12 protein-coding genes are annotated in these 20040 nt (G+C 59.8%); 7 read left to right on the top strand and 5 right to left on the bottom strand.

Annotated features, from left to right (window positions below; genetic code table 11):
- Nucleotides 1–106: 106 nt before the first annotated feature.
- A complete protein-coding gene (gene nfuA, locus IB246_RS27035; RefSeq protein ID WP_008035804.1) occupies nucleotides 107–691 on the bottom strand; it encodes a Fe-S biogenesis protein NfuA in 585 nt (194 codons plus the stop codon).
- A 202-nt stretch (nucleotides 692–893) separates the two neighbouring features.
- Nucleotides 894–3191, bottom strand: coding sequence for a fatty acid cis/trans isomerase (locus IB246_RS27030; protein ID WP_008040074.1), 2298 nt, complete (start codon nucleotides 3189–3191; stop codon nucleotides 894–896).
- A gap of 156 nt (nucleotides 3192–3347) precedes the next feature.
- On the opposite strand from IB246_RS27030, the gene metH reads away from it, so the two are divergent.
- Together metH and IB246_RS27020 are read left to right on the top strand one after the other, a co-directional pair.
- Complete coding sequence (metH, locus tag IB246_RS27025) at nucleotides 3348–7058, top strand: methionine synthase (RefSeq protein WP_008040076.1); 3711 nt, start codon at nucleotides 3348–3350, stop codon at nucleotides 7056–7058.
- 170 nt (nucleotides 7059–7228) lie between these two features.
- Nucleotides 7229–7447 (top strand): DUF2970 domain-containing protein, encoded by a 219-nt coding sequence (locus tag IB246_RS27020; protein WP_008035799.1) that lies wholly within the window; start codon nucleotides 7229–7231, stop codon nucleotides 7445–7447.
- Here IB246_RS27020 and IB246_RS27015 read toward each other — a convergent pair.
- Nucleotides 7444–8517, bottom strand: coding sequence for an ABC transporter substrate-binding protein (locus IB246_RS27015; RefSeq protein WP_008040078.1), 1074 nt, complete (start codon nucleotides 8515–8517; stop codon nucleotides 7444–7446). The genes IB246_RS27020 and IB246_RS27015 overlap by 4 nt on opposite strands.
- 523 nt (nucleotides 8518–9040) lie before the next feature.
- On the opposite strand from IB246_RS27015, the gene IB246_RS27010 reads away from it, so the two are divergent.
- Both IB246_RS27010 and IB246_RS27005 read left to right on the top strand, forming a co-directional pair.
- Nucleotides 9041–10699, top strand: coding sequence for a nitrite/sulfite reductase (locus IB246_RS27010; RefSeq protein WP_008040081.1), 1659 nt, complete (start codon nucleotides 9041–9043; stop codon nucleotides 10697–10699).
- Entirely contained in the window at nucleotides 10683–11177 is a 495-nt protein-coding gene (locus IB246_RS27005) for a DUF934 domain-containing protein (protein ID WP_008040083.1), read from the top strand. The genes IB246_RS27010 and IB246_RS27005 overlap by 17 nt, the downstream gene beginning before the upstream one ends.
- A 54-nt stretch (nucleotides 11178–11231) precedes the next feature.
- On the opposite strand, the gene IB246_RS27000 is transcribed toward IB246_RS27005, so the two are convergent.
- Both IB246_RS27000 and sohB read right to left on the bottom strand, forming a co-directional pair.
- A complete protein-coding gene (locus IB246_RS27000) occupies nucleotides 11232–15077 on the bottom strand; it encodes a dermonecrotic toxin domain-containing protein (RefSeq protein ID WP_008040084.1) in 3846 nt (1281 codons plus the stop codon).
- A 192-nt stretch (nucleotides 15078–15269) separates the two neighbouring features.
- A complete protein-coding gene (gene sohB, locus IB246_RS26995; RefSeq protein WP_008035703.1) occupies nucleotides 15270–16292 on the bottom strand; it encodes a protease SohB in 1023 nt (340 codons plus the stop codon).
- A gap of 203 nt (nucleotides 16293–16495) precedes the next feature.
- Between sohB and IB246_RS26990 the strand changes: the two genes are divergently transcribed.
- The 3 genes from IB246_RS26990 to IB246_RS26980 all read left to right on the top strand — a co-directional run bounded on the left by IB246_RS26990 (nucleotide 16496) and on the right by IB246_RS26980 (nucleotide 19740).
- Nucleotides 16496–17206, top strand: coding sequence for a histidine phosphatase family protein (locus IB246_RS26990; RefSeq protein WP_008035704.1), 711 nt, complete (start codon nucleotides 16496–16498; stop codon nucleotides 17204–17206).
- Between the two features lie 64 nt (nucleotides 17207–17270).
- Nucleotides 17271–17585, top strand: coding sequence for an SCP2 sterol-binding domain-containing protein (locus IB246_RS26985; protein ID WP_007976511.1), 315 nt, complete (start codon nucleotides 17271–17273; stop codon nucleotides 17583–17585).
- 307 nt (nucleotides 17586–17892) lie between these two features.
- Nucleotides 17893–19740: an amidohydrolase gene (locus IB246_RS26980; protein ID WP_032832524.1), complete on the top strand. Its 1848-nt coding sequence runs from the start codon at nucleotides 17893–17895 to the stop codon at nucleotides 19738–19740.
- Nucleotides 19741–20040: the final 300 nt, after the last annotated feature.

Below are 20040 nucleotides of genomic sequence, written 5' to 3'. Positions count from 1 at the left end.
CACAAATCCCCTGTGGGAGCGAGCCTGCTCGCGATGGGGCCAATGAATTTCACCCATAAAAAAACGGCGCTCACGGGGCGCCGTTTTTCATTTCGCAGCGAACGCCTTAGTAGTAGGCGTTTTCTTTCTGCGTGTGGTCAGTCACGTCACGAACACCCTTGAGCTCGGGAATGCGCTCGAGCAAGGTGCGCTCGATGCCTTCACGCAGGGTGACGTCTGCCTGGCCGCAGCCCTGGCAACCGCCGCCGAACTTCAACACGGCGATGCCATCATCGACCACATCGATCAGGCTGACCTGACCGCCGTGGCTCGCGAGCCCCGGGTTGATCTCGGTTTGCAGGTAATAGTTGATGCGCTCGTTGATCGGGCTGTCGGCGTTGACCATCGGGACTTTGGCGTTTGGCGCCTTGATGGTCAGTTGGCCGCCCATGCGGTCGGTGGCGTAGTCGACAACCGCATCGTCCAGGAAAGCTTCGCTGAACGAATCGATGTAAGCAGTGAAGCTTTTCAGCCCCAGCGCGGTGTCTTCGGGTTTTTCTTCGCCCGGCTTGCAATAAGCAATGCAGGTTTCGGCGTACTGGGTGCCAGGCTGGGTGATGAAGACGCGGATGCCGATGCCCGGGGTGTTCTGCTTGGAGAGCAGATCAGCCAGGTAATCGTGGGCGGCGTCGGTAATGGTAATAGCGGTCATGGAAACTCCTCGCAGGCTTGGGCGCAGTTTACGCCAATCATCGCGCCGCACAAAGTCCTAGTATTTTTGTCGGGAAAGATTACGACAATACCCCCTGTGGGAGCGGGCTTGCTCGCGAATGCGGTGTGTCAGTTGACATTAATGTGTCTGACACACCGCATTCGCGAGCAAGCCCGCTCCCACAGGGGGGAACTGTAACCAATCAAAGATTCTCGTAGCGGTTCATGTCCAGCACGCCCTCTTCCACCGGATCGGTTTCGTGGACGTACCGGCTCAGGTCATGGAAGTAGAACCAGAATTGCGGATGACTGCGGCGAATCCCCCAGCGTTCGACGATTTTCTCGAAGCGATTGGCATCCTTGGCGTTTTCCATCGCCTCGACAAAGGCTGGCACTTGATCGGCGGGAATGTTGAACATGAAGTTCGGATAGCTGCTGAGCACACCCGGAAAGATCGTGAGCGTGTCGAGCCCCGGCTGATAACGCAGCGACTCACCGAGCAGGAATGCGACGTTACTGTGCGCGCGATTGCGCAACAGGCTGTAAACCTCGCGTTTGCCGCTCGCGGCTTCGATACGCAGCATCGTCGCTTCCGGCAGTTGATCAATGACCTTCAACCCGGCGGCGGGCCGTGAGGTCAGGCGACTCAAGGCCTGCTCGGCGCTCTGCAAATCCGGGTCGATGTTCGGCCGCGAGCAATAGGCCCCGTCGCAGCGGTTGATCGGATCGGGCTTGGCATTGAGCTCGCCGTAACGGGCCAGCAATTGCATGGAAAAGTCGCGTTTCGGGTCTTTTTCGTCGAGGTTCAGTGCCGTCGGCTTGTCGTTGTCGATGGCCTCGTAATCCAGCCACATCTTGAATTTGCCGCTGCTCTGGTACCAGTCGTCGAGATAGTCGTCGCGTGAATCGGCGGGCATCAGGCGCAGGAAGTTCTGCTCGGCACCATTACGGATCAGGTCGAAATACAGGCGCGTCTGCGCTTGATGGGAAACGTTGCCGTACACGTCGAAGTTGACCGCCAACTGATAATACGTGCGCTCCAGCAACGGGAAATCGAACAGCCACATCGTTTGCGGCACATCGCCGATCAGGCCCTTGTTCACCGAGGCGCTGTCGAAATGCCGGAAGATGGTCAGCAATGCATTGTCGTTGCCGGCCCACAAAGTCGACCAGCTCGGCGCGGGCGCGTCAGCGTAGTTGTCGCGGCGCAGCACTTCATACTCGTTACGTTTGTCGCGATAGTCATGCCACAGGCTCAGCACGCTGCCGACATCGTCGTTCTGCCCCGGCATGGCCAGCAACGGCGTGGCTTGGCCGCGGTAGATCGGGTCGATGATGTAGAGATCGTGTTCCGGCGCCTGGAACAGCGCCCAGAAGTTATCGCGAATCACATCCGTGGCGATCTGCCCACGGCACACCGGCCCACGGATAAACGTGCGCACGAAGTATTCGGCGTTATCGAGCATGAACTGATAGCGCGCCTGCGCCGGAATCGCCTCGAACGTGGCAAACGGATTGGCCCGGCGTTCCGGACCGTAGCCCGGCAAGGCATTGGCCTGCCAGTTGCCGTTGTAGAACAGGCTTTTGACCCGCGCCATCTTCGCCGCACTCAGCGGGTAGGTGATGTGGGTCTTCTGCACGATCACGCCCTGCACCGGCCACAAGCGGTAATACACCTGCGTGCCCGGATCGTCATTCGGGCGGCGGGTGTTGATCAGGTCAATCGGCTGGCCGGTCGGCGTGCGCGAACGCACCCACTGGAAGAAATGCCCCGGCTCACCGTCCTTGAAGTAAATGTGGGCAAGGAACCAGTGCTCGAACAACCAGCGCCCCACCAGACTCTGCCGGGCGCCCGGCGAGTTGAGCAGGTTTTCCCACTGCACCACTTGCAAGGCTTCTTTCGCCGAAGGCACCAGGCCTTGTTCATCGATCGGCGCACCCGAGGCCAGCCAGCGTTGCAGCGTCTGGTACTGCTGATCGGTCAGGCCGGTGACCGCCAGCGGCATGCCTTCCTTCGGATGAGCGCCCGCGTAACCGTCGAACTCGGCCGGCATCGCGCACATGTTTTCACGATTGAGGCCCAGGACGATGTCTTCCGGCAATTTGGCATTGGGCGTCAAAGGCGTTTTGTGACCCAGTTCCAGCATCCGCGCCATCAACGCGGCCTGGCTGCCCTGGGCGTCGAGTACCGGATAGAAGCCCTTTTGCTGCCAGGCGTGCTTGCCGAAGGCGTCATAAAACAACCGGGTCGGCGCGGCCGCCTGGCTGCGGTCGCCGTCATAAACCGGGACTTTCGACGCACCGCGTGCCGCGCCTTCGCCGCTGCCCAGGTTGAGCTGACAGGCGGCGTCATTGCAGGCATGGCAGGCCACGCACTTTTCGGTGAAGATCGGTTGGATGTCGCGGGTGTAGGAAATGCCAGCGGAAGGCGCCAGGCCCTGCGCCACGGCGCCCCAGCTTAAAAACAGCAGTACGCTGCTGATGACGACGCGATACGACATGTCCCTGTTCCCGATCCTTGAAAAAACGCAGCGATTCTACCGGGACAGCGCGCCGACCAACATGAGCGATATTCATGCAATTCCCCGACATGCTCTAAAACCGCACAGGTTTGCTATGATTCCGCCCCTTCGTCATGGTCTTTCCGAGTAGTCCCAATGTCCGATCGCAGTGTTCGCCTTCAAGCCCTCAAGCACGCCCTCAAAGAGCGCATTCTGATTCTCGATGGCGGCATGGGCACGATGATCCAGAGCTACAAGCTCGAAGAACAGGATTACCGTGGCAAACGCTTTGCCGACTGGCCAAGCGATGTCAAAGGCAACAACGACCTGTTGGTGCTGACGCGCCCGGACGTGATCGGTGGCATCGAAAAAGCCTACCTGGATGCCGGCGCTGACATTCTGGAAACCAACACCTTCAACGCCACGCGGATTTCCATGGCCGACTACGGCATGGAAGAACTGGCCTACGAACTGAACGTAGAAGGCGCTCGCCTGGCCCGCAAGATCGCCGATGCGAAGACCCTCGAGAACCCGGACAAGCCGCGCTTCGTCGCCGGCGTGCTCGGCCCGACCAGCCGCACCTGCTCGCTGTCCCCGGACGTGAACAACCCCGGCTATCGCAACGTGACCTTCGATGAACTGGTGGAAAACTACACCGAGGCCACCAAAGGCCTGATCGAAGGCGGCGCCGACCTGATCCTGATCGAAACCATTTTCGACACCCTGAACGCCAAAGCCGCGATCTTCGCCGTGCAAGGGGTGTTCGAAGAGTTGGGCATCGAGCTGCCGATCATGATTTCCGGCACCATCACCGACGCCTCCGGCCGTACCCTTTCCGGCCAGACCACCGAAGCGTTCTGGAACTCCGTGGCCCACGCCAAACCGATTTCGGTCGGCCTGAACTGCGCCCTCGGCGCCAGCGAACTGCGCCCGTACCTGGAAGAGCTGTCGAACAAGGCCGGCACCCACGTTTCGGCGCACCCGAACGCCGGCCTGCCGAACGAATTCGGCGAGTACGACGAACTGCCGTCGCAAACCGCCAAGGTCATCGAAGAATTCGCCCAAAGCGGCTTCCTCAACATCGTCGGCGGTTGCTGCGGCACCACGCCGGGCCATATCGAAGCCATCGCCAAAGCCGTGGCCGGTTATGCACCGCGTGAAATCCCGGACATTCCCAAGGCTTGCCGCCTCTCGGGCCTGGAGCCGTTCACCATCGATCGCAGCTCGTTGTTCGTCAACGTCGGCGAGCGCACCAACATCACCGGCTCGGCCAAATTCGCCCGCCTGATCCGTGAAGACAACTACACCGAAGCCCTGGAAGTCGCCCTGCAGCAGGTCGAAGCCGGCGCCCAGGTGATCGACATCAACATGGACGAAGGGATGCTCGATTCGAAGAAGGCCATGGTGACCTTCCTCAATCTGATTGCCGGCGAACCGGACATCTCCCGCGTACCGATCATGATCGACTCCTCGAAGTGGGAAGTGATCGAAGCCGGCCTGAAATGCATCCAGGGCAAGGGCATCGTCAACTCGATCAGCATGAAAGAAGGCGTCGAGCAGTTCATCCATCACGCCAAGCTGTGCAAGCGCTATGGCGCTGCAGTCGTCGTGATGGCCTTCGACGAAGCCGGCCAGGCCGACACCGAAGCGCGCAAGAAAGAAATCTGCAAACGCTCCTACGACATTCTGGTCAACGAAGTCGGCTTCCCGCCGGAAGACATCATCTTCGACCCGAACATCTTTGCCGTGGCCACCGGTATTGAAGAACACAACAACTACGCTGTGGACTTCATCAACGCCTGTGCCTACATCCGTGACGAACTGCCGTACGCGCTGACTTCGGGCGGCGTGTCGAACGTGTCGTTCTCGTTCCGCGGCAACAACCCGGTGCGTGAGGCGATTCACTCGGTGTTCCTGCTGTATGCGATCCGCAACGGCCTGACCATGGGTATCGTCAACGCCGGCCAACTGGAGATCTACGACCAGATCCCGGTGGAATTGCGCGACGCCGTCGAAGACGTGATCCTCAACCGCACCCCGGAAGGCACCGACGCCCTCCTCGCCATCGCCGACAAGTACAAGGGCGACGGCAGCGTCAAGGAAGCCGAGACCGAAGAGTGGCGCGGCTGGGAGGTCAACAAACGTCTTGAGCACGCACTGGTCAAAGGCATCACCACGCACATCGTCGAAGACACCGAAGAATCGCGCCAGTCGTTCGCCCGCCCGATCGAGGTGATCGAAGGCCCGCTGATGTCCGGCATGAACATCGTCGGCGACCTGTTCGGCGCCGGTAAAATGTTCCTGCCGCAGGTGGTGAAATCCGCTCGTGTAATGAAGCAGGCCGTGGCCCACTTGATCCCGTTCATCGAACTGGAAAAAGGTGACAAGCCGGAAGCCAAGGGCAAGATCCTGATGGCAACGGTGAAAGGCGACGTGCACGACATCGGCAAGAACATTGTCGGCGTGGTACTCGGCTGCAACGGCTACGACATCGTCGACCTCGGCGTGATGGTGCCGGCCGAGAAGATCCTGCAAGTGGCCAAGGAGCAGAAGTGCGACATCATCGGCCTGTCCGGCCTGATCACGCCGTCGCTGGATGAAATGGTCCACGTCGCCCGCGAAATGCAGCGCCAGGACTTCCACCTGCCGTTGATGATCGGCGGCGCGACCACCTCCAAGGCACACACGGCGGTGAAGATCGAGCCGAAGTACAGCAACGACGCGGTGATCTACGTGACCGACGCTTCCCGCGCCGTGGGCGTGGCGACGCAGTTGCTGTCCAAGGAATTGAAAGCCGGTTTCGTCGAGAAGACCCGTCTGGAATACATCGACGTTCGCGAACGCACTGCCAACCGCAGCGCCCGCACCGAACGCCTGAGCTACCCGGCAGCCATCGCCAAGAAGCCGCAGTTCGACTGGAGCACCTACGCGCCGGTCAAGCCAACGTTCACCGGCTCCAAAGTGCTGGACAACATCGACCTCAAAGTCCTGGCCGAATACATCGACTGGACGCCGTTCTTCATCTCCTGGGACCTGGCCGGCAAGTTCCCGCGCATCCTCACGGATGAAGTGGTCGGTGAAGCCGCCACCGCGCTGTACGCCGATGCCCAGGAAATGCTCGCCAAACTGATCGACGAGAAACTGATCAGCGCCCGCGCAGTGTTCGGCTTCTGGCCAGCCAACCAGGTGCGTGACGACGACATCGAAGTCTACGGCGATGACGGCAAGCCATTGGCCAAGCTGCATCACCTGCGTCAGCAGATCATCAAGACCGACGGCAAGCCGAACTTCTCATTGGCTGACTTCGTTGCACCGAAGGACAGCGAAATCACCGACTACGTGGGAGGTTTCATCACCACCGCCGGCATCGGTGCCGAAGAAGTGGCCAAGGCGTATCAGGACGCCGGCGACGATTACAACTCGATCATGGTCAAGGCCCTGGCCGACCGTCTGGCCGAGGCCTGTGCCGAATGGCTGCACCAGCAGGTTCGTAAGGATTACTGGGGTTATGCCAAGGACGAGACGCTGGACAACGAGGCGCTGATCAAAGAGCAATACACCGGCATCCGCCCTGCTCCGGGCTACCCGGCGTGCCCCGATCACACCGAGAAGGCCGCGCTGTTTGCGCTGCTCGACCCCGAAGCCGCCGAAATGCGCGCCGGCCGCAGCGGCGTGTTCCTCACCGAACACTACGCGATGTTCCCGGCGGCGGCGGTCAGCGGCTGGTACTTCGCTCACCCGCAGGCGCAGTACTTCGCAGTGGGCAAGATCGACAAGGATCAGGTGCAGAGCTACACCTCGCGTAAAGGTCAGGAGTTGAGCGTGACCGAACGCTGGTTGGCGCCGAACCTGGGTTACGACAACTAACCACTCTTCGCGCTGAGCATCGCCTCTGTAGGAGCGAGGCTTGCCCGCGAAGAACGATGACGCGGTTTTCCTGTAGGACTGCGGTGGCTTCTTCGCGGGCAAGCCTCGCTCCAACAGGATCCGGTTGGAATGTCTATGCTTACGATTCACACACAAGTGACGAGGGGTTTATGGACGATCCAGTCGACAACAAGCCGCCTACTTTCTGGCAGATGCTGCACAGCGTCATGGCGGCGGCGTTCGGGGTGCAAAGCGGAAAGAACCGTGCGCGGGATTTCACCCACGGCAAGCCGAGTCATTTCGTGATTCTGGGGATTCTGTTCACGGCGGTGTTTGCATTGACGCTCTACGGCATCGTGCAACTGGTGATCATGCTGGCCGGGGTTTAGCGCATCAGGGTTTGCAGGCTGAACGGATAACGATAGGACACAGGCCGGCCCTTGGCCGACATTCGGCGGAAGTTCACGCCGTAGTCCGGCGACTCACCCATGGCCAGCATTCGCCTGGCGGTTGCCCTGTCGACCAGTTGCAGCAGCGGGATCTGGCGGTCACGGCCGCCGTACTGGCTGATGTCCACGCCCCGATCAAGGTCATGCACCTGCACAAGCGCCCAACCGCCCAAAGTGAAATGTCCGCCCAACAATACGCTCAACTTTCCGTCGACCTTTGCCTGCAACGCGGCCGTCGAGGTATTGACCGCGCTGAACAATGCGTCCTTTCCGGGCACACCGCCCGTCTCCGAATAGGCCTGCATGGCGCCAAACGCCATTTCGTCATTGGCTGACCACACCAGCGAGACTTTCGGGTCGCGCCGGAACAGCAACTTTGCCTGTTCATACGCACGTTCGCGGGTCCAACCGCTGTAAACCAGTTGCCGCAAACGCACTTGCGGGTGCTCGGCCAGCGCTCGCATCATGCCTTGCTCACGCAGTTGCGCCGACGGCGTGATCTTCAGACCGGAGAACGCCAGCAACTCGATCACCTGGCCGGGCGCCACGGGCGGATGCTGGCGAATCAGCTCCTTGGCCATCAGGTAACCGCCCTCCTCGTCGTTGGGCACCAGGCTGCCCAGTCGATCAGGGCGTTCACCCAGCAGGCTCATTTGGTTGGCCGTCAGCGACGCGTTGACCATAAACAGTTTCACGCCGCTGCCTTGCGCCAGGCGCAACACTTGCGGGGCAATGTACTGTTCGTTGGCGAAAATCAGATAGTCCGGACGATCGGGACCTTGCAGCGCACGGCGCGCTTGCGCCAGCGTGAGTTCCGGCATGCGCCGGGAATAGAGAATCCGCAGGTCGATACCCAGGTCCGTGGCGGCCGCTTGCATGAATTGCGAATAGCTGACCCAGAAGGCTTCGTCAGTTTCCCCGGGATTCAGGAACAACACCGATTCCGCTCGCGCAGCAGGGCCGTAAACCGTGCCGAGCAGCAACAGAAAGGTGTAGAAAAACTTCAACATGGATCGTCCGAGCCCCCGGAAATTCGCCGCGCATTATAGCCAGCGAACACCCGTAAAACGGCGTTTATTACAGTTTTTGTCCGACAATTGTCGGGGCCGGGCCCGGACGGGGTCGGTTATTGATGGCTGACCCAGAATACCGCTGTCCCCACGACCAGAATGATCAGAAACAGAATGGCCCAAGCATCGACCGTACTGTCAGGCTTTGAAGCTTTGGTAGGGTTGCTCATTGCATCGCCTCTTGTCGGTTTTATCGGTGATTGCATAAAGACTCGACCACAGTTAAGACGATGATTGCCCACACCACAAATACGGGTTTAGTAATAACGATTCTCGTTAGTCGATTTGGTTCTTTACATATACTCAAACATCACTTTTGCGCATAACTCCAAACTGGTATCTTGCCCCGGCTCCGTTGGGAGTGCGCGGCCGTGCGCGCAGAATTGCCGAGGCAGTATCGGAGACTTTCCAGGCGAAAAACGCAACTGGATCCGACCGGCCCAAGCCTGAGAACAGGACTTATATGTACGTATACGACGAGTACGATCAGCGGATCATCGAGGACCGCGTCAAGCAGTTCCGTGATCAGACCCGACGCTATCTGGCAGGCGAGCTGAGCGAAGAAGAATTCCGCCCTCTGCGTCTGCAAAACGGGCTTTACATCCAACGCTTCGCGCCGATGTTGCGAGTGGCGGTGCCTTACGGCCAGCTGACTTCGCGCCAGACGCGAATGATGGCGAAGATTGCCCGCGACTATGACAAGGGCTACGCCCACATCAGCACCCGCCAGAACGTGCAGTTCAACTGGCCGGCGCTGGAAGACATCCCGGACATCCTTGCCGAACTGGCGACCGTGCAGATGCACGCGATCCAGACCAGCGGCAACTGCCTGCGCAACGTCACCACCGACCAGTTCGCCGGTGTCGCTGCCGACGAGCTGATCGATCCGCGCCCATGGTGCGAGATCGTCCGCCAGTGGACCACGTTCCACCCGGAATTCGCTTACCTGCCGCGCAAGTTCAAGATCGCCATCAACGGTTCGACTTCCGACCGTGCGGCCATCGAAGTCCACGACATCGGCCTTGAGCCGGTGCACAACGCCGCTGGCGAACTGGGTTTCCGTGTGCTGGTCGGTGGCGGCCTCGGTCGTACGCCGGTGGTCGGGGCGTTCATCAATGAGTTCCTGCCGTGGCAAGACCTGTTGAGCTACCTCGACGCCATCCTGCGCGTGTACAACCGCTATGGCCGTCGGGACAACAAGTACAAGGCGCGGATCAAGATCCTGGTCAAGGCCCTGACACCTGAAGTCTTCGCGCAGAAAGTCGACGCGGAAATGGAACACCTTCGCGGTGGCCAGACCACGCTGACCGAAGCCGAAGTGCATCGCGTCGCCAAACACTTCGTCGACCCGGACTACAAGGCGCTGGACAACCAGACCGCCGAGCTGGCCGAGTTCGACAAGCAGCACCCGGGCTTCGCCCGCTGGCGTACCCGCAACACCCTGGCGCACAAAAAGCCGGGCTATGTTGCCGTGACCCTGTCCCTGAAGCCGACCGGCGTTGCGCCGGGCGACATCACCGACAAGCAGCTCGATGCCGTGGCCGACCTGGCCGATCGCTACAGCTTCGGTCAACTGCGTACGTCCCACGAGCAGAACATCATTCTGGCCGACGTCGAACAGTCCCAACTGTTCGCCATGTGGGGCGAATTGCGCGAGCAAGGTTTCGCCACGCCGAACATCGGTTTGCTGACCGACATCATCTGCTGCCCTGGCGGCGATTTCTGCTCGTTGGCCAACGCCAAGTCGATCCCGATCGCCGAATCGATCCAGCGCCGTTTCGACGACCTGGACTACCTGTTCGACATCGGTGAACTGGACCTGAACATCTCCGGCTGCATGAACGCCTGTGGTCACCACCACGTCGGCCACATCGGTATTCTCGGGGTGGACAAGAAAGGCGAAGAGTTCTACCAGGTATCCCTCGGCGGCAGCGCCAGCCGTGATGCGAGCCTGGGCAAGATCCTCGGCCCGTCCTTTGCCCAGGACGCCATGCCAGACGTGATCGAGAAGCTGATCGACGTGTACATCGAACAACGTACCGAAGACGAGCGTTTCATCGACACCTATCAGCGTATTGGCATCGACCTCTTCAAGGAACGCGTCTATGCAGCGAATAATTAAGAACAACGAAGTCGTCGACGAAACCTGGCACTTGCTGCCCAAGGATTTCAGTATCGACGAGATCACCAACTGCGACGATTACATCGTCCCTTTGCAGCTGTGGCGCGAGCACAGCCGTATGCTCAAGGCCCGCGATGGCGGCCTGGGCGTGTGGCTGGATGCCGATGAAGAAGCCGAAGAAATTGGTGAGGACGTGGCGAGTTTCCAGGTCATCGCCTTGAACTTCCCGGCCTTCACCGATGGCCGCAACTACTCCAACGCCCGCCTCCTGCGTGACCGTTACGGTTTCAAAGGCGAACTGCGGGCGATCGGCGATGTGCTGCGCGACCAGTTGTTCTACATGCATCGCTGCGGTTTCGACGCCTTTGCAGTGCGCGCCGATAAAGACCCGTACGAAGCCCTGGAAGGTCTCAAGGACTTCTCGGTGACCTATCAGGCCGCCACCGACGAACCGCTGCCGCTGTTCCGTCGCCGCTGACCACATAAAGCCCTGACCCCATGGGATCAGGGCTTTATCAGCTCCACCAATCTGCTATCGCTCGATCGGAATCGGTTGCCCCAAGGCCACCCAGTCCCGGTATAGCTGCGCACGGTTTTCCAGCACCGCGAAAACCGCAAGAGGGTTGTCGAAAGCGCCCTCCGGCATAGGTGTATTCCTGCTCAATCGCCCCCACAACTGGTCCGAAGCGTCTGCTTCCGTCAACAGTCGCCATACCCGTGCCTGAAGGTCCGGATAGTTGACCTGGAAATCCGGGGTGAGCGTCAATGTGTTCATGGTCCCTAAAAACCGCCCGCCACCTGGCTTGAGCGCCAATCGCTGCCAGATTTGCAGCCGGGCATCGAGCAGCCCTGCTTCAGTCCCGTTCAACCAGGCCGCCGGATTCCCATAGTCAGGCCCCGCCGCACTCAACCACAAGTTGATCCCCGTTTGTTCTCGATGCGTAATCAGACGCCGCAACGTGTCTTCGTCGGTCAACGGGTTGTTCCACAGCAGCACTCGATCCCTGGCGATGGCCTGGTTCAGCACCGCCTGGGGGACCCGCGTGATCTGGTTATCGCGCAAATCCAGGGAGGTCAGGTACGGCTCATGCGTGATCCCGACCGGGCATCGACTTATTCCGGTATTCCTCAGGTTGAGCTGACGCAGGTTATTCAAGCCGAGCACCATCGGCGGTACGCCCAACGGGTTGTCACTCAGGTCGAGGCTTTGCAGACTGGTCAGATCGGTCAGTTGTGAAGCGGCGCGCTCACTGAATACCAGTTGGGTGGCGCGCAGATTGAGTGAGGACAGGTGTCTCAACCCGCAAAGGGAAGGAGGCAAGGCGCACCCCTCGTGGCCGTCCTCGGAGAAATGACGCAAGTCGACGTTTTCCAGATTTAACGTCTCAAGATTCGGGAAGCTTTCGAGAAAGCCGTTCAAACTGCCCTCCTCGGTCAGATGGAAGCCTTGCATCGACAATTCGAGCACATCGTCCAACCGGACACTCAGGGTGGGCAATCGGTGATAGTTCTCAAAGGCAAGATCGAGCCTGACGCCGTGCAGCTGCTCGCCTGAGTACAGGCGATTTAGCGGTGGCCCGCGTTTTTGCCAGATAGCGACAAGCTCTACGGCAAGCTCAGTCCTGATCGCTCGCTCCTCATTCAACCCCGTTTGCAGGACATGCGCATTGTGCACGGCGATTTGCGCATGGCTCATACCCGCAGCGGCTTCGTCGCCCATGGCCAGCAAGGGAAGTTCGATGTGTTCAATGTCTTGCGCGGCTTGATCGACCCATTCCATCAACTCGGTGTTGAGTTGGTGCAACTGAAGATTCAGCCCGTCGATGTGCGCCTGCACGGATACACCCGCACGCTGTATGACCTGATCCGCGTCCGCGTCGGTGAAGTCCGGGTAAATGTCCTTGATCTGTAACCGGGTGGCCTGCAGTTTCATGGCGTCACCCTGAGGCGTCGTCGGGTAGCCTCCACCGCGCAGCCCCTGCCGCTCGAAGGTCAACCCGGAGTCGAGCCTTTGCAAGCCAAGCAGGGTTTCGGTTCGGGACAATGCATGATCGCTGAGGCTGAGCCGCAACTCGCTGGCTGGATCCAGCGACGTGAGATGCAACAGTGAGCGCTCCTCCTCCGACAGCACGCCGAGGATCGCGTCGTAGAAATCCGTTTGCCGGCCTTGCCGCAGGTAACGGTTTCCCACCTTGATGACGTATCGGAAGTGCGGGGTATCGAGGGGACCGCAACGGTCAAGCACCCGGCCAGTGGACGAACCGTCGAGGACCTCGATCCGCAAGTCCAAGGGCCAGCCGGGCAGGTTTTTCAGGGAGTGCAACGCCAGCCTGTCCATCTCGGCGTTCACCACCGAGCGCAGATAAAAGCCTTCATAGGCGCGATTGAGCCGCACATGCTGTTGGTATTGCCGTGCCTTGCTGTCCAGACGTGCGAAAACCTGCCTGGCCTCGGCCATCTCGGGCGCTCTTTGGATATCCACGCCATAGCGGTCGAGCATTTGTTCGATTGCGCTGGTTGGCAGGTCCGGGTACTGCTCCTGGAACAACCGGACCCATTCAAGCTCTGAACGTTGCAGTTCAGCGTAACGTTGGCCGAATAGCACCGGGTCCCCGGCCGGCCCGAGCTCCTGATCGATCCTGAAGCGATTGATGGTGTCAGCCAACAAGGGCGTCGGCGAGCGGCCAGTCTGGATCAACCGCAGCATGTCGTCGTCAATCGTGCTGACCTTGCCGATCTGCGCCAGCACTTCATCGCTGAACGACGCCACAGAGGGGCCAATTGCGCGAATGAGTTCGACGCGGGTCGCCGGCACCACGTTCGAAGGGCCTGGAGTTGGAGCAACAGCCACTTCCGGCACGGGCCTTGCGCCTTCCTCTACTGAATCGACGATGACTGCGTCACCTTTTTGCGCCACCTCCGCGACGATCGGCAAGGCATTGAGCAAGCCAAAAACAGTGCGCGTCACGCCCTCAGACCGTTCGCTGGATGTCTTAGCGTTGACCACCTGATCAATGCCGTAGCCCGCATCGATAAGCCCGGCCAACGCCAATATCCCCTCGCCTCCCGGAACGAACAACGCCAAGGGCCCAAAGCGGTTGACCCACTGCACAAGCGGCTCAACGACCGCGCTTAGATTGTCACGATTGACCTGGGCATCGTCACGGATGCTTTTGATGCTGGCCCGGGCTGCCTGCTTCATCGTCAGCACGCACTGGGCAAACGGATCGGTGTCAGATGCCGGATCGTCGTAGCCAATGTACTCGTCCGGGTCCCAGTAGCCGTCGTTGTTGAAAAAACCGGCATTGTTCGTCAGCCAGTGTTTTGCCGGATACAACGCCATGCCATCCAGCGCCGTCAGAACACCGGCATGAAACGTACCGTCTTCGCGGTCATCTTCAACAAAGTGGGCGGCCAATGCCTGCCTGGTCTCACTCACCCGGCCTTGAGTGGCAATCCACTGGTGCAGTTGATTGGCATCGACGAATTCGTGCAGCGGAGAAGAGTTGCCGGGAATGTACAACAGCACTCTGGCGCTTGCTGTGTCGCGAAAGGCCCAGATATCGGTCGCGGTATAACGGTAGAGCTTTAACCGGCCGATCCTGACCGAGGAAGGCGCGTGAGTCGGTGCTTGCAGTTGCTCGGTGGTGAGTGTTTCCCATGGCTGATCGGGCGGTAAACCCGCCGCTCGCATCGCCAGTTCCAGGCCTTTTGGCGACAGGCGTTGTTCGTGAAACTGCAACCAGGCGGCCATGGCGAACGCCGCTTTGACCGACGTCCTCAGCGCGTAAGGTTCGGCTGCAACAAGTACGTCATCGGCTGGCCAGGCTTGACCGAGATACGCTTCGTACAAGTCCTTCAGTTCCAGTTCCCAGACCCATTTCTTATAATCGGCAGGCCTCAGGTTGATCTGTGTTGAAGGCCCGTAAACTTGCGGTGTGGTTTGGCGATAGATGCCTTCATACATCTGGTGATTGCCGCTGCCGTGATCGGCGAACTCATCGACGTTTTTCACAATGCGTACGGCAGGCCCGATATCCGGCGGCGTGTACAGGCCGAACGCTGTTTCAGCGAAACGCCCGTCACCCACAGTCTGATAGTTGGATAACAACGTTTGCAGCAGCGAGCGGGAACTCGCCACTTGCCCTTGCTCGATACCGTTTTCTGCTGGATGGCCCTTGTAGTTGTAATCAAGCGTAACCAGCAAGGCTGTCTGCGGATCAATTCCCTGGCCCCATTTTTCCTTGATCAGGTGTTCGCCAAACTGACCGGGGGTCTGGGGCAGCGCGATATCCAGCGCGGCTTTCAGTTCGTCTCGCATTCGTGCAGAGGGCGCAGGATGCGGGCCGGCAGCGTTGTTATGAGGGAGCTCTTTCATGGTGCATTCCATTGCAATCATTTCAGGAACACCACCCTACCCAACCCGGGCTGCCGAAAAAGCCGGACCGATTGACAGTGACGATAGGAAATTTCGCTGCATGCGCACGGAAAGCGCGGCCTTGCGAAAGGCAAAAAAAAACCGTGGAGGCTATCCACGGTTTCATTTTTCAGGCGACGGTGTTTTGAAAAATCACCAGAAGCGTTGCTGGGTCAACCGACTCCACCAGCTCAGCAATACGCGATCGACCGAGCCGCTGGCCGCCATGCCGATGCGCTCTTGCAGGCTTTTGCGTTCGGCGTAGTGCAGGTGATAAAGCTCCGATTTCTTCGCGCGCTCGGCGAGGTATTCATCGCTGGTCTTGAGCTCGTCCACCAGTTGCTTGTCCAGCGCCGCAATGCCGAGCCAGATTTCGCCGGTCGCCACTTCGTCGATGGCCAGTTGCGGGCGATAGCGGGAAACGAAGTTCTTGAACAGCTGGTGAGTGATGTCCAGGTCTTCCTGGAACTTCTCACGGCCCTTCTCGGTATTTTCGCCAAACACGGTGAGGGTGCGTTTGTACTCGCCGGCGGTCAGGACTTCAAAGTCGATGTCGTGCTTTTTCAGCAGGCGATTGACGTTGGGCAACTGCGCCACCACGCCGATCGAGCCGAGAATCGCGAACGGCGCGCTGATGATCTTCTCGCCGATGCACGCCATCATGTAACCGCCACTGGCCGCGACCTTGTCGATACACACGGTCAAAGGCACGCCGGCATCGCGGATGCGCGCCAGTTGCGAGGATGCCAGGCCGTAGCTGTGAACCATGCCGCCACCGCTTTCCAGACGCAGCACCACTTCGTCCTTTGGCGTGGCCAGGGTCAGCAGCGCGGTGATCTCGTGACGCAGGCTTTCAGTGGCCGATGCCTTGATGTCACCGTCGAAATCCAGCACGAACACCCGCGGTTTTGCTTCGGGTTTCTTCTTTTGCTTTTTCTCGGATTTAGCCTCGACCTTGCGCAAGGCCTTGAGCTGGTCCTTGTCGAGCAAGGTCTGCTCCAGGCGTTCGCGCAGCCCTTTGTAGAAATCATTGAGTTTGCTGACTTGCAACTGGCCGGCCGACTTGCGTCGACCTTTGCTGCGCAATGCCGCGAAACTGGCCAGGACCACCAGAATGGCGATCACCAGTGTCACGGTTTTAGCCAGGAAACTGGCGTACTCGGACAGAAAATCCACAGTCACTCCTTCAATACAATGCGCTGCATAAACGCGCGCGGGATACCATCAGCATACCCATGCGCCGGCTCGGCGGCCAGCCGTGAAACCTCTGGCAACAGGCCTGTAACGGGCATTTCAAACAAGCGTATGTTTTTTCATTGACAGCTCACCGCCATCCTCATAACCTCGCCGAACCTTCAACGTACCGGGAAGACGCGGACGTGGGCACTATCTATTTGATTCGACATGGCCAGGCCTCCTTTGGTGCAGACGACTATGACGTCCTGTCGCCGACCGGTATTCGCCAGGCAGAAGTCCTCGGCCGGCACCTCGCCGAGCTGGGTATCAGCTTCGACCGCTGCCTGTCGGGCGACCTGCGCCGTCAGCAGCATACGGCCAACAGCGCGCTGGAACAGTTCGCGGCCGTGGGCCTGCCGGTGCCGACCGTGGAAATCGATTCCGCGTTCAACGAATTCGACGCCGACGCGGTCATCCGCGCGCTGTTGCCGGCCATGCTCGATGATGAGCCCGAAGCGCTGGACATCCTGCGCAATGCCGCGCAAAACCGCGCCGAGTTCCAGCGTATTTTCGCGCTGATCATCGAGCGCTGGCTGGCCGGTACGTATGACACGCCGGGCCTGGAAAGCTGGCTGGGCTTTGTCGAGCGGGTGCAGGCCGGCCTGCATCGCATCCTCGAAAGCGCCGACAACACCCAGAAAATCGCCGTGTTCACCTCCGGCGGCACCATCACTGCCCTGCTCCACCTCATTACGCAAATGCCCGCCAGGCAGGCCTTTGAACTGAACTGGCAAATCGTCAACACCTCGCTCAACCAGCTGAAATTCCGTGGCCGCGAGGTGGCACTGGCTTCTTTCAACAGTCATGCGCACCTGCAACTGTTGAAAGCACCGGAACTCATCACGTTTCGCTGAGTCCGGACTATTGTGACCCTGGCTGTAATCACCCAGCTCTAATTACCCAAGAAAGGATCGAACCATGACCTCCGTAGCTGATGCCGTACAAGCAATGAAAGCCAAGTTCAACCCAGCCGCTGCTGCCGGCCTGGACCTGGTTTTCGGTTTCCGCATCGACGACACCAAGAACTTCTCGCTGATCGTCAAGAACAGCACCTGCGAACTGCAAGAAGGCGAAAACCCGGACGCCCAGGTCACTCTGGTGATGGACGGCGAAACCCTGGAAGGCATCGTTGACGGTTCGACCGACGGCATGCAAGCGTTCATGGGCGGCAAACTGCGCGCTGAAGGCGACATGATGCTGGCCATGAAACTGTCCGAGCTGTTCCCAAGCTAAGACGGCGGTTCCCGCGCTCGGGAGCCTCTCTGGTTGCATACGAATCCCGCCCCTTGTGGCGGGATTCGTCGTTTTTCACCTTTGGAAAACGGCTGTCGGTGAATTTGCGGTCTATATTCCTTCTGGCCGCATGCGTCAGACATCGGCTGTTCTGTCCCCTTTTTCTTCTATGAAAGAACCGAGCGGAGAACACTGCATGAGCCCACCTGACGAGCACGACGGTTTCAACCGTCGACGTGTACTGCAAGGCCTTACGGCAGGTGCCGTCGGCGCCTGGATCAGCCCGCTAATCGCAGGGAGTAAAACCATGCCAGATGCCCCGGCCGACCTCATTCTGTACAACGGACGCCTGCACACCGTCGATCGCAAGAAACCCCAGGCCAGCGCCGTCGCGATCAAAGACGGACGCTTCGTGGTGGTCGGCAGCGACGCTCAGGCCATGGCCCTGCAAGGTCCCGGCACGCAAATCATTGATCTGCACGGTCGCACGGTGATTCCCGGCCTCAATGACTCGCACCTGCACTTGATCCGTGGCGGCTTGAATTACAACCTTGAGTTGCGCTGGGAAGGCGTGCCGTCCTTGGTCGATGCCTTGCGGATGCTCAAGGATCAGGCCGACCGCACACCCACGCCGCAATGGGTACGGGTGGTCGGCGGCTGGAACGAATTCCAGTTCGCCGAAAAGCGCCTGCCAACGATTGATGAACTGAACAAAGCCGCGCCGGATACGCCGGTGTTCGTGCTGCACCTCTACGACCGCGCCCTGCTCAACCGCGCCGCGTTGAAAGTAGTCGGCTACACCCGCGACACGCCGAACCCGCCGGGCGGTGAAATCCAGCGAGATGCCAACGGCGACCCGACCGGCATGCTGATCGCGCGCCCTAACGCGATGATTCTGTATTCGACCCTGGCCAAGGGCCCGAAACTGCCGCTGGAGTACCAGGTCAACTCGACCCGGCAGTTCATGCGCGAACTCAATCGCCTCGGCGTCACCAGCGCCATCGACGCCGGCGGCGGTTATCAGAATTACCCGGACGACTATCAGGTGATCCAGCAACTGGCCAAAGACCAACAGCTGACGGTGCGGATCGCCTATAACCTGTTCACGCAGAAACCCAAGGAAGAGCTGACCGACTTCAAAAACTGGACCGGCACGTCGCATTACGGCCAGGGCGACGATTTCCTGCGGCACAACGGTGCCGGGGAAATGCTGGTGTTTTCGGCGGCGGATTTCGAAGACTTCCTGGAACCACGCCCGGACCTGCCGCAAACCATGGAGCAGGAACTGGAGCCAGTGGTCCGGCATCTGGTGGAGCAGCGTTGGCCATTCCGCCTGCACGCCACGTACAACGAATCCATCAGCCGCATGCTCGATGTGTTCGAGAAGGTCAATCGCGACATCCCGTTCGACGGTTTGCCATGGTTTTTCGACCACGCCGAAACCATCACCCCGCAGAACATCGAGCGCGTCAAAGCCTTGGGCGGCGGCATTGCGATTCAGGACCGCATGGCCTTTCAAGGCGAGTACTTCGTCGACCGCTACGGCGCCAAGGCTGCCGAACACACACCACCCATCGCGCGCATGCTCGCCGAAGGTGTACCGGTCGGTGCCGGCACCGACGCCACGCGGGTGTCGAGCTACAACCCCTGGACTTCGATGTATTGGCTGGTCAGCGGCCGCACTGTCGGTGGTCTGGCGCTGTACCCGCAAGGCTTGAGCCGCGACACGGCGCTGGAGTTGTTCACCCACGGCAGCGCCTGGTTCTCTTCCGAGCAGGGCAAGAAAGGCCAGATCAAGGTCGGGCAACTGGCGGACCTGATTGCGCTGTCGGCGGACTATTTCCACATCGAGGATGAAGCGGTCAAATGGATCGAGTCGGTGCTGACGATTGTCGACGGCAAGATTGTCTATGGCACCGCCGAGTTCGAGAAACTCGGGCCGCCGCCTGTGCCGGTGGTGCCGGAATGGTCACCGGTGGTGAACGTGCCGGGCCATTGGAAACCGTTGGCGCCGATGACGGCGCAGGTTCATCAGTGTGTCGGGGCTTGCGCCGTGCATGCCCATAGCCATGAGCGGGCGCGGTTGTCTTCGGCGCCGGTGAGTGATTTTCAGGGATTTTGGGGGGCGTTTGGTTGTTCGTGTTTTGCGTTTTGAATTGAACGGCGAAAGCCTGGCCTGAGATTGGCGTTGCTCTCACGGGGGTCACCTTGGACCCTGTAGGAGCTGGCTTGCCAGCGATGGCTGCGTATCAGGCGACGAGTTTTTTGATGGTGTACATATCCATTACTGGGGTGACGGCGGCTATTGGTTCCGCCCTTACGGCGGGTTACTTGGAAAAGCGCCAAGTAACCAAGCGCCCGCGCCCCTGACGTACGGTGGCTCGCTAAGGCTCGCCATACCCTCGCTCCGGTCCTGCTCCGTGGGCCCGCCGCCATCGGCCATCCATGGCCGGGG

This window comes from Pseudomonas sp. PDM01, from assembly GCF_014852325.1.
Classification (GTDB): domain Bacteria; phylum Pseudomonadota; class Gammaproteobacteria; order Pseudomonadales; family Pseudomonadaceae; genus Aquipseudomonas; species Aquipseudomonas migulae.
Note: the sequence above shows the minus strand (reverse complement) of the source record. Positions and strands in the feature narration are given on the sequence as shown.